13 protein-coding genes are annotated in these 15,355 nt (G+C 39.2%); 4 read left to right on the top strand and 9 right to left on the bottom strand.

Annotated elements, in window-relative coordinates:
• Positions 1–149: 149 nt before the first annotated feature.
• Positions 150–1,469 carry a polysaccharide deacetylase family protein gene (locus PSF09_RS04635; protein ID WP_272664421.1) on the top strand — a complete coding sequence of 440 codons (1,320 nt, stop codon included), beginning with the start codon at positions 150–152 and terminating at the stop codon, positions 1,467–1,469.
• Positions 1,470–1,503: 34 nt separating this feature from the next.
• Here PSF09_RS04635 and PSF09_RS04630 read toward each other — a convergent pair whose 3' ends face one another.
• The 9 genes from PSF09_RS04630 to PSF09_RS04590 form a co-directional block, all read right to left on the bottom strand.
• Positions 1,504–2,607 (bottom strand): fatty acid desaturase family protein, encoded by a 1,104-nt coding sequence (locus PSF09_RS04630; protein WP_267689818.1) that lies wholly within the window; start codon positions 2,605–2,607, stop codon positions 1,504–1,506.
• A complete protein-coding gene (locus PSF09_RS04625) occupies positions 2,597–3,721 on the bottom strand; it encodes a sterol desaturase family protein (protein ID WP_267689817.1) in 1,125 nt (374 codons plus the stop codon). The genes PSF09_RS04630 and PSF09_RS04625 overlap by 11 nt, the downstream gene beginning before the upstream one ends.
• Positions 3,714–4,328 (bottom strand): phosphatase PAP2 family protein, encoded by a 615-nt coding sequence (locus PSF09_RS04620; protein WP_272683545.1) that lies wholly within the window; start codon positions 4,326–4,328, stop codon positions 3,714–3,716. The genes PSF09_RS04625 and PSF09_RS04620 overlap by 8 nt, the downstream gene beginning before the upstream one ends.
• Positions 4,325–5,605, bottom strand: coding sequence for a F390 synthetase-related protein (locus tag PSF09_RS04615; protein WP_272683611.1), 1,281 nt, complete (start codon positions 5,603–5,605; stop codon positions 4,325–4,327). The genes PSF09_RS04620 and PSF09_RS04615 overlap by 4 nt, the downstream gene beginning before the upstream one ends.
• Positions 5,599–6,402 carry an MBL fold metallo-hydrolase gene (locus PSF09_RS04610; RefSeq protein WP_267689815.1) on the bottom strand — a complete coding sequence of 268 codons (804 nt, stop codon included), beginning with the start codon at positions 6,400–6,402 and terminating at the stop codon, positions 5,599–5,601. The genes PSF09_RS04615 and PSF09_RS04610 overlap by 7 nt, the downstream gene beginning before the upstream one ends.
• Entirely contained in the window at positions 6,396–7,403 is a 1,008-nt protein-coding gene (locus PSF09_RS04605; RefSeq protein WP_272664420.1) for an NAD-dependent epimerase/dehydratase family protein, read from the bottom strand. Before PSF09_RS04605 ends, PSF09_RS04610 begins: the two co-directional genes overlap by 7 nt.
• The gene (locus PSF09_RS04600) at positions 7,400–8,398 is read right to left on the bottom strand and encodes a 3-oxoacyl-[acyl-carrier-protein] synthase III C-terminal domain-containing protein (protein ID WP_272683544.1); all 999 of its coding nucleotides are present in this window, start codon (positions 8,396–8,398) and stop codon (positions 7,400–7,402) included. The genes PSF09_RS04605 and PSF09_RS04600 overlap by 4 nt, the downstream gene beginning before the upstream one ends.
• 78 nt (positions 8,399–8,476) lie before the next feature.
• Positions 8,477–9,382, bottom strand: a complete 906-nt coding sequence (locus PSF09_RS04595; protein WP_272683543.1) for a LysR family transcriptional regulator — start codon at positions 9,380–9,382, stop codon at positions 8,477–8,479.
• Between the two features lie 81 nt (positions 9,383–9,463).
• On the bottom strand, positions 9,464–10,459 hold the full coding sequence (locus PSF09_RS04590) for a nitrilase family protein (RefSeq protein ID WP_272683610.1): 996 nt from the start codon (positions 10,457–10,459) through the stop codon (positions 9,464–9,466).
• Between the two features lie 1,290 nt (positions 10,460–11,749).
• Here PSF09_RS04590 and PSF09_RS04585 point away from each other — a divergent pair.
• The 3 genes from PSF09_RS04585 to PSF09_RS04575 all read left to right on the top strand — a co-directional run bounded on the left by PSF09_RS04585 (position 11,750) and on the right by PSF09_RS04575 (position 15,354).
• The gene (locus PSF09_RS04585) at positions 11,750–11,986 is read left to right on the top strand and encodes a helix-turn-helix domain-containing protein (RefSeq protein ID WP_004907928.1); all 237 of its coding nucleotides are present in this window, start codon (positions 11,750–11,752) and stop codon (positions 11,984–11,986) included.
• 237 nt (positions 11,987–12,223) lie between these two features.
• Entirely contained in the window at positions 12,224–12,781 is a 558-nt protein-coding gene (locus tag PSF09_RS04580; protein WP_004907930.1) for a fimbrial protein, read from the top strand.
• Between the two features lie 77 nt (positions 12,782–12,858).
• Positions 12,859–15,354 (top strand): fimbria/pilus outer membrane usher protein, encoded by a 2,496-nt coding sequence (locus tag PSF09_RS04575; protein WP_272664417.1) that lies wholly within the window; start codon positions 12,859–12,861, stop codon positions 15,352–15,354.
• Position 15,355 lies beyond the last annotated feature (1 nt).

Here is a 15,355-nt window from a genome sequence, read left to right as displayed (position 1 = left end):
ATAGGTTAAGATAACAACCATTCGTTTTAAGTATTATTTTTCGTGATAATAATGAGAATGGGACAATAAAAATTTTTATTGGGGTATGGGGTTCAATCTAGAGTAGGTTTAGAATAATTGCGGAAACTCAGCGTTATAGCGGATGAAAAATGTCTAAACGATTACTTTTATTACTGTGTATTTTATTTACGAGCTTTCTCCCTCAATCTATGGCTTCTGAAATCGTCAATAATACCGATGATTGGCAGTTGGCAGACATCCCACCCAAGCTAGTTCAAACAAAGCAGCCAGAAATTATTTTTGCGATGATTGCTGGAGAAATGCGCGCTGTCGCAGAACTGAACGCAGAACACGGGTTTTACGCTTATTCTCCCTCAGGGGATTATTGCGCGATGCAGTTTGGCAATGACTACGCATTTGTGAAAACGATATCATTTTCTAACAAAAAGCCGCGCTATGTACCTGAAGTAGATAGGCTAAATGACTTACAAAATCCCATTTATGATTATTTAGTCACACACCAAAAAACAGCGGTATACAACTCAACTCAAAGTAATCGTAAGCAAATAGCCTCTTTATGGGAAAACCTGCGTTATCCTGTGTTAGCGCGGATGATAAAAACGGATAAAACAGGTGAAAAAACGGCATGGTTAACCATTCGTCTTGGGGATAGGCTAGGCTATGTGCGTTTAGATGATGTTTCATTGGATAAAGGCATTCCGATTTTAACTTATCACCATATTCTCAAAGACAGTGAAAATAAGCATTTTCGTGAAACGTCCACCACAACATCGGTGGAAGCATTTCGCGAACAAATGAATTATTTAGAACAAGCGGGCTACCAAACGCTTTCGCTTGCCGATGTGGAAGATTATTTAAATAAATCTGCAAATCTACCGGGTAAGGCTGTTGTGTTGACATTTGACGACGGTTTAAAGTCGGTTTATCGCTATGCATTACCGATTTTAAGGCATAACCGTCAGCAAGCGACGCTGTTTATTATTTCTTCACGGATTAAAACACAGCCACAAAAATGGTCAGCGGATGGCTTACAATTTATGAGTAAGCAAGAAATCAAAGATAGCCGAGATGTTTTTAACATCCAATCTCATACTCACTTTTTGCATCGTTTAGATAACCATAACTCACCAATTTTATTTAGCCGGAAAGAACATACCATTATGTTGGACTTTAAACGGTCGATGAAAATTTTGAGTCGCTTCGAACCGGAACAACGCTATTTAGCCTATCCTTTTGGTGGGTATAACTCTGCAGCGATGGACGCAGGGAAAAAAGCGGGCTTACATTTAGCACTGACAACCATTCAAGGAAAAGTCAAATTGGGGGATAACCCATTTGCCCTCAAACGTTTGTATGCTTTTCGAACTGACCCATTAGAGAAATTTGCTCAGATGGTTGGAAATAGTGAAAAAAGCGTCATAAATCAAAATATTATTATCGATAGATAATCAATGTAGCGAAGTAAGCACTGGGGTGTTTGGCTCAGTGCTCATCCGCTTGCTTGCCCGTTCCCATTTCTTTTAAAAACTTCTGTTGGTAAATAAACAATTCTTTCGCGCTAATACAATGGTAATCCATCGAAAACTGCTTGGCAGTTTGCTCAATGATTTTAGCAAGGGCAGGGTAATGGCGGTGGTTCCAATTGGGAAATAAATGGTGTGTAAGATGTAAGTTTAATCCACCTAACCAATAAGTTAACCAACGAGGTGTAGTTTGCCAATCATAAGTGGTTGAAAAAGTGTGAGTATAAAAACCATGCGACATATTGCCTTCTTTGGGGGGCGTATAAAAAGTCGCTTTCGCCCAATGGGTACCAAGTATCAATACAACAAATATAAGAGAGGATAACATTTGGCTAAATAAGTAAGTGAGTAGCAAGGTCGCTAAACTGATATCAGTGATAACAAAAGCGGGTATGACTATCGCCACAATCAAATGCAGTAACTTAGCCAATAAAAATGCTCCAATACCACGACGGCCTTGATGGCGCATATGAGGGGCGACACGCGTCAAATGAAATCTATCCATCCAATCAAAGAACCAAATCAGTGCAGGGAAAGTCATTGCGGCAATTAATGGCCAATACAGATGCTGAGCTCGCATAAACGGGTACCAGCGCTGATAAGGCGTTTGCCGTAAGACAAAATTTTCTTCGATATCTAAATCATAATGGCGAATATTGGTGTGAGCATGGTGAAAAATAATATGCCTGACGCGCCAGCATTCAGGATCTAGCCCCAACGGAATAGTAACCCAAAAATTGAGCCAATAGTTGGCTTTGGCCTGCTTGAAAATTGCATTATGGGAAGCATCGTGAACGAGATTAATGGCTAATAATAATGCGAAACAGATAAACAGAGGGTAAAAAATAAAAAATGCCCAAGACGTATTAGCGCATAATGCTATGCCGTAACTGCCTAGGCAGCACAAGATTAAAACTAGACTTTTTAAATAAAAACGTAAGTCAGCGAACCGATGATCAGTACGCTGTTGTAAATAGTGTTTAGCGGCCATGTTCAACGCTTTTTGGAACGCTTGATCATGGCGGTGTTGGTAGCCTAGTGGCCTTAGCGGTTCAGGAAACATCGCGCACCTGTATGGGTTTTCGGCCGATACCAAGTAACATTAATAAACTATGCAGCCATAGTGCACTGGTAAAAATAACCCAAAATGGAGTTGTCCATTGCCAAATAAATAAAATACAAATTAATAGCAAACAAGCGATGAAAAACCAGCTCATCAAGCCAATTTTACGGCCATCTGAAATACCCGATAGAGCTACGGTACCCAAGGCTAATAAGATAAATAATGTCACTTGTTGCTGGGTCGTACCTTGATAACCATAGCCATAAATATAGACGTAACCAATAACAAGGCTAAATAGGAGAAGTGTTCCCATTACTAATGCAATTTGGTTCACGCGAAATAATGGTGCGGGTTTTGCTTTGGGTTGTCCGCGGCGTTTAATGATACGCCAAAAAGGTAAGTTGCTATCAATAAACGGGTTTTCAGAAGCGGGAGCGCCTTTGATACCAAAATGGTGTTCAGTTTCAGGTAACTTGGAAAATGTGCCAAACAGTTTGTCCCAAAAAATAAAACTGCCCCCGAAATTACGATTGGAATAATGCCCCTCTTTCACATGGTGAACTCGGTGGTGCTGTGGCGTTACCATGAATTTCTCCAACCAACCCAAACGCGGGATCAGCGCACTGTGGTTAAAGAATTGAATGGTATAGTGCAATATTGAAACGGTGATAAACACCTCTAAGGGAATTCCCATTAGTGCCAGTAGCATAAAGAATGGGATTGATGTCAGTGATGAATACCACGAATTACGCACACCTAATGATAGGTTATAGTGCTCCCCTTGGTGATGAACCACATGAACGGCCCATAGAACACGGTAGGTATGGTGCAAGCGGTGTAGCCAGTAAAAACCAAAGTCCCAAGTAAAAATCGCAAACACCCACACCAGTGCGGTTGGCCAGTTTTCAACGAGGTTGAATGAGTAGTGGGTCACGACAAAGCCGTAACAAAAAATTTCTAACCCTCTAAATAACCACAACATAATATGGCCAGAGTTCAGGTTGAACACCAATTCTTGCCAGCTAACGGTTCCTTTTTGCGTTTTGGCGATCACTAAACCTTCTGCGACCACGACCGCTAACATGAAAACAATCGGAAAGGTTAATTCATTCATCAGTGTTTCTCTTTAAGGCGAATTTCGCTGTATGAACAATCACTAATGCACCACAAGCAGTGAGTGCACCAGTAACCACATCAATAAATAAATGGCGCTTTAGCACCAATACCGAGGCACAAATAGCAATCGCCCAAATAACGGCTAAAACCGTGCGAAATTTTTGTTGTGTTGACCATAATGCATTGAGCACGATGAGAGTCAATGAGACATGTAGAGAAGGTAATAAATTTTGTGGGCTATCAATATTAATCAAAGCAGACAAAGCCTGCCCAGATAAGGCTAATAAATCGTAGTCGTAGTACAGCATAGTCGTGGGGTAGCATAAATAGACCGCCCCAGAAACCAGCGCACAGAGCTGCATGGCATACATGAGTGAGCGAGCTTTTCTTAGAGGGCTGAGAAAATATCCAAGTGGGATAAACAGAAAAAAGGAGAGATAAAGCCAGATGGCGTCGGGTGAAAATGGGACTGCATTATCCAGCTCACTGGGTGATAAAACATGAGCTTGCCCAGTCACTTGCCCGGTATATTGATAAACAATGCCAACGGTTCCCCAACCGAGTAGGCAATAGATAAAGCGAGTGAATAATTCTCTGCTATTCATTTCGCTTCCTTACGGGTTATACGTCGCTTTTTAACGGAGAGTGTTTGTGTAATAGTGGTAGTGGATAATTGCCAATCTAATTGCGAAATATCAACATGTTGGTTTGCAAAATAGCGTGTTAGCTGTTGCTGGCAGAGGGATAGCTCTGTAAGAGAACATTCAGCCTGTAAATATAATGAGTTGCCCTGCTGGGTTAAGCGGAAGTCAGCAGTAACAGGCAAGTGATTCACAATAACCCGCGCACAGGGATCTGCAAAAATAGTCACCATTTCGCCGTTATAGCCCGGAAGTTGAAGCAAATCATCACAGCGACCCTCAATACGTTCAATCGCCATTTCAGGAGAGCCACAAGGGCAAGCATCTTTTTTCACCACTAAAATATCATCGAGTTGATAGCGTACGATAGGCTGTGTTTTACGCGTAAAGTCCGTGATAATGGGTGAAAAACGGTCATTATCAAGCCAATTAGGCTCAATATGTACAAAAGCTTCATTTAAATGCATAGTGCCATGAGAACAAGTACAGCCTAAAAAACCTTCCGTTGCTTGGTAAACTTCCCCTACATGGGGAAAACAACCCTGTAGTTTTTGTTTGTCATGAGGTTCTAGTACTTCAGCGACGGAAATCACTTTTTGTACATTTAATTGAATTTTCTGCTGGTTGATGGCGTCAGCAATCGCACATAACACTTGGGCTGGCGCAACGATAATCGAAGGCTGATATTGTTCAAGAGCGCTGAGTTGCAGGTCAAAATCCGCGAAAAGGTCATAAAAACGCAGTGAAATCCAACGGTTATTGACACTTTCATACAGGTTATTATTGGCGCGTAAAAATAGGGCAACACGCTCACCATTAAACAGGCCTTGGGGTAACATTTTAGCTAACATACTGCCAGACCAGACATTTTGCTCTTCTGGGCTGACAACGAAAAGGCCTCGACGACCTGAAGTTCCAGAGGATAACCCGACACTGTAGCGCCCCACTTTAGGGGCAAAATCCCGAGATTGCTCACTTTTTTGCGCACATTCTAGAAGTGTTTGGCTTAACAGCTCGGCGGTATTCATCTCATCAAAATTATCCATCATGATTTGTTTATTCATAATGGGGAAATTAGATAATGGCTGATTGATATATCGCTGAAAATAGGGGCTTTTCGCTAATACTTTGCGTTTAAAATGCGCTAAACGCTTTTGTTGATAAGCTTCCAGTTCGCCACGGTTACGAAACGTCAAATGACGAGCTCGCCAGTAATACCAAAGCATCGAAAGGATCACAATAAATCCCCTTCGTGACACAGTTGGATAACCACATTGCGCTTATCAATTTCATGTAATTTATTTAGTGTTTCATAATAAGCCTGATTATCATCCATAATGATATTAGCAATTGCCATGGGGCCACGCAATTCGCGGTAATTAGTGGGAGACCATGCTGCGTCACCTGCGAGCAATATCCAGCCTGAGTTAGTTAGTACACACAAACCAATATGCCCAGCGGCATGCCCAGGGAGCGGCACAATCAATAATGTCTTCTGCTGATTAACTGCATAGCCTTCGCCTAAAATTTGCAATTCATTTGGTAACGCCACTTTAGGGAAACCTTCATAAAATACAGTGCGTTGTTCGAAGTCATCTGGTAATAGTCCACTGACAAAGGCATTTTTCAATGCAGCAAATCCAGTTAAAGGGCGTGTTTTAGCCCAGCCATCTCCTGAACAAATAATGGGAATGCTAGGGAAGTCACGTAGCCCCGCGATATGGTCACCATGGAAATGAGATAAAATCACACCATTGATATCATTAGGTTTTAAGCCATCACTAGCCAATTGATTGACAAGGGCATCTTTGCTTTCGAAATACACTGGAGTGACTGCTCGATATAGCCGCATAATGCCATGGCGCGTATGATCATAAAAATGAGTGGCATACCCGGTATCAAACAGCCAACGCTGGTGTTCATCCTCTATCAGCCATGCCCTTGCTGGAAATTTACAAGATTTAAAACTGGCGCCTTTTAACGCGACACAGCCCGGATGTGTGCAATAACCCACTTCATATTGATGAATAGTTAGCATGGGTTCTCCTGTTTTTTCAGCCATTTTGCGGTCAAATGAACACCTTGTTGCATACTATATAAAGGATAGTAGCCCAGCTCTTGCTGTGCCTTTTGGTTATCTAATGTCATGGTGAAATAGGCTGCACCGAGGCTATAGCGTGTGAGTAATGGCTCTTTTCCCGTTAAACGGCCAATGACTTCTAATAGACTGGCAATAGCATACAGCAAAGGGTAAGGGGCTGAACGAATTTCGCACTCTAAATTAAGTTCATTAAACAATTGATTTAATGTCTTTTTTAGCGCTTGTGGCTGTTGGTTGGTAATATTGTAAATGGCTCCGTTAGCGAGTGTTTCTTTGAACGTCGCCAGCTGCATGCTGTGAACCACATTTCCCACATAGGTGAGGTCAAAATGGTTATTTCCCCCATTAGGTAACACCAGTTTTCCCTTGCGTGATTTTATTTGGGTGAGCAAACGCGGTAGCAAAACACGATCATGAGGACCAAATAAGCCACGAGGGCGCAAAATAGTATAACGAGTTGCCGGAAATTGACTAACGCATTGCTCGATCATGGTTTCGGCTAAATACTTTGTTCTGGCATATTGGTTAGCGAAATGTTTATTAACCGTGGACTCATGAATATTTTGCTGGTGGGTAAAATTAAAATAAATGGCAGGGGTGGAAATATGGACAAAGCGTGAGATTTTTGCTTCCCCTGCTGCGATAGCCAATATTTGAGTGGCGTGAACATTTATTTTTTCAAAATCTTGGCGTTTTCCCCAAGGCGAAGAAAGGGCGGCGCAATGCCAAATAGCGTCACAACCTGCCATGAGTATTTTCGCTTCTTCAACGGTGAGTTCGGCTAATTCAACTGCAATAAATGTTGCACCTAATTGGCTTAGCTGTTCTCCTGCTTGTTGGTTTCGCCCACAAGCGACCACATCAATGCCTCTTTCAAGTAAGTACTCACTAGCATTGCGTCCCAGACCACTTGTTGCGCCTGTTACCAATATTTTCATGGCACTAATACCATGGCACACAGCGCTAGCCCAGCAGCAGTGCCGATTAACATGGCACTGGGTTTTTCATAGAAACGCCCTGTAATAATGGCTTCATGTAATGCAGAAGGGATGGAGGCCGCAACCTGATTCCCTCGATGTTTATAGATATCGACTAATTGTTCCGTTGTTACCCCGACACGTTGGCGCATATGCTCTAAAGAAAGGTGACTCGCTTGGTGTGGGATCACGGTACCAATTTGCTTGAGCTGTAAACCCGATTCATTGAAAACCTGTTGCATAAAATCTTCAATCAAAGAAGACGCGAGGCGAAACAATTTTTTCCCTTGCATGTGGAACAGAAAGTCATCATCGGTCATACCCGAGCGTGGGTTGCATCTTGTGCCACCTGCGCGAATTTCACAAAAATCAATGCCTGCAGTATGTGTGGTGTGGGTGTAAGAAATAATTCCGCTATTTCCATCTCCTTTTTCCACGACAACACAAGCAGCACCGTCCCCAAAAATCAGCGATGACTCTTTATCCCGCCAGTCAATACCGCGCGAGGCGATATCCGCAGAAACAATCACAATGCGTTGATAAGAGCTGGTGGCTAATAGCCCTGCTGCAATCTGTAACGCAGTGATAAAGCTGATACAACTTGAATTGACATCAAAGCAGGCAATTCCTTGGTTTAAATTCGATTGCTCAAGGATATGCGCTGCTGAACACGGAAGCGCTTGCACTGGGATGGCGGAGGCATTAATCAACATATCAATACTGCTTGGCGGGATATGGTTCGCCTGCAATGCATTTTGAATCGCCTGGGCGGCTAAAAGGGCTTGTGAATCGGTATGACTTGCATGGAAGCGATATTCGATGCCTGAATGCTTTTCGACAAACCCTTTTGGTTTATTTAACTTTTCATCCAACATGGACGAGAGAATTTTATGCTCAGGAAGTGCTACACCAGAAGCGATAATTTTCAGGGGAGTTATTGACTGGTTACCAGACATATCAATATGTGCCTATCTGACGATGATAATGATAATAAATATCAGAGTTCAAATGTTTAATATATAGGAATTACGGAGTTATTCTGATTCACTCTCTCTTGAGAATGCTCCATAAACTTCATCAATTAAATCATGGATGGTGTTTTGCCATAATTTAGGTAATGAAGCCTGCCATACCACATCAATCCGCCATTGGGCATGTTCACAATGTTGAATCGGAATAAAGCGAGTGTCTTTTGAGCTAATATTCTTTGCACTATAGGGCAAGAGGCTTACACCAACCTCAGCGGCGACGAGGGCAATTAATGTTTGAATATCATTTGCTTCCTGAGAAGGCGTAATTAATAAGCTTTCATATTTTAGGTAGCGCTGAATTTGTTGGCGAAGCTTTGAGCCACGTTCTGCGCGTAACAATAATAAAGGAAAATGAGTTAGATATTCCTTAACTGATAATCGAGACGCCGATTTTTGTGCGACGGCTAAAGCAAGTACTTCAAATTTTAATGCTTTGCTCACTAAGCTATCTGTGTTTTTAAATGCAAATTGGCGAGTAAAAGCAATATGCAATTCATGAGTTTGTAGCTGTTTCTCCATTTCGTGAGAAGGCATGTCATCCAGCTGAATCGGAATCTCAGGGAGTTTTTCACGCAGCCGTGCAACAAAAAAGGATGCTTCGTGAAATGTTGATATGCCAAATCCGACAGTTAGTTTTACAGGGGGTTGTTCTCGAAGTATTGCGGATTGACGTAAAAGCTCAGTTGTGTGAGTAAGCACTTGCTGTGCATAAGGAAATAGTATTTTACCGTGTGGAGTCAATACAGCGCCATGACGTCCACGCTCAAACAGAGTCATCTCTAATTGTTTTTCAAGTAATTGAATTTGTTTCGTTAAGGCTGGCTGGCTAATATATAAACGTGACGAAGCTTCGCGATAATTTTTTGTTTCTGCAAGAATGATAAATGCGCGGAGTAGTCGAGTATCCATGATGGTTAGCCAGTTCCTAATAGTAGAAGACGCCATAGTATTTGTATTATGAATGCTATGGCGTGTCATTGACTTTAGCTATTATGGCTTTTCTTTATGATAAGGGGAATTCTGCTCCGCAAAGCGAACACTACGAATATCGGTTTCATAGCCCAGAGTTTCAGTCATAATGCGGTATAATTCAGGTCTTCTACCTGTAAGCCAACGCCGCCCATTCGAGGTAGGAAGCAAACTAAGGTCAAGATCTGCAATGACCACATCATCCTCAACCAATAAACTCTCTTTGATAATTCGGCCATAGGGGTCTATCACCATTGCATTACCTGTGCGAATTTCATCATCATCTAGGCCAACGCCATTACTAAACAGATAAAAAACGCCATTATCGTGAGCTCTTGAAGGTAACCAGCGCATTAGCCATCCTCGCCCATTTTCACCTTGGCATGCCTCCAATAGTGCTTGGGGGTTCTGTTTTTTATTTTCCCAGAGACTAAGGTTGAGTGGTTTCATTCCATAAGGGCTACTCGAATGAGTTCCACCGGTTTGGTGGGGAGCAAGAATAATATCTGCGCCAAGTAGTGCGTTTATGCGTGGGTTTTCAATTAAGTTATTATCCCAACAAATTAAAATACCAACTTTTACCCCCCATGGCGTATCGAATACCGTGTAACTATCTCCACTATGAATGGTTGGGTGCTCAAACGCATGCAATTTACGGTGAGCATGGTATTGTCCATTTGGCATGCAAGCGACCCAAGTATTGTAGCATTTGCCATCTAATCCTTTTTCAATCAATCCAACACCAATAATCATGTCTAATTCAATCGCACGCTGGCGGATCAATGCTAATGACGGACTATCGTGCAAGGTTTCACTCAGTGCATAAACGGCGTCATCTGGTAGCTTCGGCACGTGCCAATAACCGGTGATACACATTTCGGGTAACACCAGTATTTTCACTTTTTGTTGTGCAGCTTGAGTAATAAAGTTATGAATACGTTCTAAATTATAGGGTTTGTCGCTAGGGCGGTGTTGGAACTGTACAGTTGCAACACGAAGCTGTGATTGTGTTGGCATCATTTTGATCTCCTTGGTTTAAGGAGATCAAACCATGTTGTTCAGACAAAAAATAATGAGTTATTTTCTTATTCAATAACGGTTAGTTATTGAATAAAGCTTTTAGGATACTTAAAAATAGTTTTTTTATACGTAAATTAACGTAAAAAGATGGATTTGCATTATATTATACAAAATAAAACCTCACATTAAGCGTGATACTCTTATATTATCTATCTTTATTTAAAGAGCATCTGGTCAATTATTCCTCAACAAATACTCTTATTTGGCGAATTAGGCATGCAAGTGGTCTTTATTCTCCTAATTAAAAGCATAAATTTAACCTAAGCTATATGAGCAAAATACAATATTCACATGCCTCCTTCTTGTCGTTTTGACTATTTTCTTGGGGAAAGGCGAGGTAAAACACTTGTTTTACTCGTTTTATTATGCCTGAAGCTATAATTATTATGTTTTATTTTTGTTATATTTCATTTTTATCCTATAAGTTTGCAATATACTTTTGTGATTTGTTACAATTGGAAATAAATATAACACATTGTTATTTAAGAGTTATTTTTGTTGTGGACTGTTGGTTTTTACTCAATATGTGGGTTATTGAAGGCTATCAATATTGATATTACTCTTATTACGGATAATTTGTTTTACTTATGAGTAGAGCGTGACCATTAAAAAAAAATCACCATTTTTTATATTCTAAACTCTTATTGCGAGTAAGCAAAAACCTCTGTTAATTTAATTAAAATAAATAATAAAAATAAAAAAACCATTGGTAGTTGTTTTTTTGAAGCAAACATTAAAAATGTAAAAAATAAATTAATATATAAAAAATAAGTATATAAAAATACTTAGTAATCAATGAATACCATAATAAATTTATGATAAATGTCTTAGTTATATTATAAATTAAATCCTCGCCATATTTTTGTTTATTACCACTGTTAATTGTAATAAATTATTTTTCTTTAAAATCAATTTGTTATGTTATATTTAATCATTTTCATTAAAATAGTAACTAATAAGAATAATGTGTTTTTTGTCCTATAAGATAATTAAAACTAAAATAATGAAATATTGATAGGTTTCAATGGCTTTAATTTATTCGATTGATCGTTATAAACAGTTTTACTTTTATATATTGAAAACTATAATTAACTCAAATTTCGTGTTTTAATTGGTTTGTTCTATTTTGATTTGGTTATATAAGCAGTGCTGTTCATTATGTTAAAGGTTTTGATCTGTAATATAATTTAGCCATTTAATATTTTAGGTTATTTTGGGCTATTGTTGATGATAAATGTAAATCGGATAGTAGGTAGAGAGATTAGAAAAAGAAGAAAGCACTTAGGGCTTTCTGGTATTGAATTAGCGAATCTTGTTGGTGTAAGTCAGCAACAAATTTCACGCTATGAAAGAGGTGAGTGCAATATCAATATTGAAAATTTGCACGTGCTTGCTAATGCGTTAGAAACTGAAATGATTTGTTTTTTTATCGATGATGTTTTTATCAATAAAGAAAATAATTAATTTAAAATATTAAGAATAATCTAATTATAAATCGAAATTAATAAGATAATTATAAATAATATGTTTTAAATTAATAAAACATCTAATCTAATAAAGATATAGCGTTTTTATTATTCTTAATAAAACCTAATCTTTATGTTTTTTATCATTAAATTCTCAGCAAATAGATATCAACTTAATAATTTATTGATTATTAGGTGATTGGTACGTATGTCGTCTTTTTATAGGAAAATATAAATGAAATTAACTAAAATTGCATTAGCTACAATTATCGCTTCTTCATTCGGTATTGCAAACGCAGCACCTGTAGATCAAGGAAGTGGTATCATCAATTTTACTGGTAAAGTTATTAATGCACCTTGCTCAATCCCAGGTGACGGTACAATTAACGTTGACCTTGGCCAAGTTGCAAATAAAGTATTAGAAACTGGTAACAAATATAGCCAAAGCGTTCAATACAATATCCAGTTAGAAAACTGTGATTTAGGTGAAGTTAAAGATTCTAGCGATGTAGTTGTCTTCCCTGCAGTTAGCAAAGTTAAAGTAACTTTCACGGGTACTCCAGATACTACAGCTAAAGAATTACTGGCGAACACTGGTACTTCTAAAGGTGTTGGTGTTCGTTTAATCAACGCTGATGGTGCAACAATGAAAGTTGGTGACACCAGTGTTGAGCTGCCATTAGCGGATGGTCCAAATAAATTAGCATTCAGTGCACGTGTTGAAGCAAATGGTAGTAAAGTTGAAACTGGTAGCATCATTTCTCAAGCAACTTATGCTTTAAACTACCTGTAATTTTTTATTTAAAATAACAGGCATATATTTGCCTGTTATTTTCCTTTCTTAGCTTTTATTTTTTGACAGGGAATATCATGTCTCTATTGCCTCAGTTTAAAATAAATAAAATATTATTTTCGATTGCGTTGGCATTTTCCGTTTCGGGAATATCAAATGCAGTGGAATTTAATATGAATATTATTGATGCTAAGGACAGAGATAATATTGATTTGAGTCAATTTTCAAACCCTGACTTTATTCCTGCAGGCGAATATCTAACGGATATTACATTAAATGGTAGAAAACTATCAGGGCAGTATTTAATTAAGTTCATTGAAGAGAGTAAAGATACTTCAACACTCTGTGTTACACCAGAGATGGTAAATATTTTTGCATTAAAAAAGAAGATAAAGGAAGAGCTTCTGCAAAATAATAATGGCCAGTGTGTTGAACTATCTAAAAATTTAGATATTAGTTATCGCTTTGATAAAGCGAATCAAAATATCTTATTTTCTATTCCTCAAGCTTGGCTTGAATATGATGATCCATACTGGGTTCCACCTTCCCAATGGGAAAATGGGATTGCGGGGGCATTTCTCGACTATAACCTATTTGCCAATTACTCTGCGCCTAAAAATAACAGCGAAACATTCAGTGGTAGTAGTAACGGTACCGCTGGCGTTAACTTAGGCGCTTGGCGTTTCCGTGCAGACTATCAATATCAATATAATCGTTCTCAAGGTAAAACGAATGAGCGGTTTGATTGGACTCAGTTGTATGCTTTTCGTGCTTTACCTCAAATGGGTGCAAAGGTTTTACTTGGTGAGTCTTATTTGAAGACTGATTTATTTGATAGTTTTCGCTTTATAGGGGCGTCTATTTTTAGTGATAATCGGATGCTTCCGCCTTCACTACGTGGTTATGCGCCTCAGGTTACGGGTATCGCTAAAACAAATGCGATGGTGATTATTTCACAGAATGGGCGTGTGATTAAGCAAGTTAAAGTCGCTCCCGGGCCATTTAATGTTCAAGATATTACTGAAGCAGTACAAGGTACTTTAGATGTAACTATTGAGGAAGAAGACGGTTCAAAAACCACTTATCAAGTAACAGCAGCATCGTTGCCGTTTTTAACTCGTCAGGGGCAGCTGCTTTATAAATTTACCATGGGGCAATCTGACCCATTTGGCCGCTCACAGAAAATTGATCCTAAATTTATTGTCGGGGAAGTCTCCTATGGTTTATTTGGTAACACATCAATTTTCGGCGGATTAATTGCCACGGTCGATAATAACAATTATCAAGCGATGAACTTGGGAATAGGGCAAAACATGAATATGTTTGGTGCTATTTCCCTTGATATTACTCGTACCCATGCAAATTTAGATAATTTTGGCTCTTATTCAGGTAACAGCTACCGTTTAAATTATTCTAAACGTTTTGAATCTACCAATTCGCAGGTGACATTTGCAGGCTATAAGTTTTCTGAAAAAGAATTCTTAACAATGCCTCAATACATTGATGCAGCTAATGGTGTGCTTGATTTTAGGCGTGACAAAAACGTCTATACCGCGTCTTTTAATCAATACATTAGCCCATTGGATTTAACGGTTTATTTTAATGCCTCTCATCGTCAATTTTGGAATAGCGAATCGACAACAAACTTTGGGATGAGCTTTAGTAAGTTATTCAGTATTGGGCAAATTAAAAATATTTCCGGCACATTATCTCTTAATAAAATTAAATATGAAGAGACGGATGATAACCAAATTTATCTGTCTTTCTCCGTGCCACTCGAAAACGGGGCTTCAGTGAGTTATGACGCCCAATATGCAGATAGTGACCATAGCTTTGGCCAGTCAGTGGGTTATTACAGTGCAAATGAGAATAACAACTACTGGAGTATGCGTGTGGGCGGTGACCAGCACAAACTTGGGCGTGCAGAGCCAAATATCAGTGGTAGTTATCAATATTCATCGCCTTATGGCGTGTTAAATGTTAATGCGACAGAAAATGTGAATTCATATCGCGCTGTCGGCGGTAGTTGGTATGGCTCCATGACAGCAACGAAATACGGTGCAGCTATGCACCGTAACGGGACTAACAACGAACCTCGGGTAATGATTGATAGTGATAATGTCGCAGGAATTTCTATTGATAATGGAGAATCTGTCACGAACCGATTTGGTATTGGTGTTGCGACAAGTTTAAATAGTTTTTCTAATTCAGATGTTTACATTGATATGAATACATTACCTGATGATGTGGATGTCAATGACAACATTATTGGTAAAACATTGACTGAGGGCTCAATTGGTTATCAGAGAATAAAAGCGAACCAAGGAAAACGTATTCTAGCAATTATCCGTTTGAATAATGGAAATTATCCACCGCTTGGTACCAGTGTGATTGAAGTAGGCACAGGAAGAGAAGTCGGAATTATTGCAGATAGTGGCGTTGCTTATTTAACGGGTGTGGTTCCAGAAGAAAGCTACATAGTGAAATGGGCCGCTGGCGCAAACCAATGTAGTTTGAATTTACCTAATATTGCCGAAAAAAATCAGGGTAAAGTCCTGATCCCTTGCCAATAAA

Source organism: Providencia sp. PROV141 (assembly GCF_028481645.1).
GTDB classification, from domain to species: domain Bacteria; phylum Pseudomonadota; class Gammaproteobacteria; order Enterobacterales; family Enterobacteriaceae; genus Providencia; species Providencia rettgeri.
The sequence above is the reverse complement of the archived record's forward strand: the minus strand, read 5'-3'. Positions and strand labels throughout refer to the sequence as shown.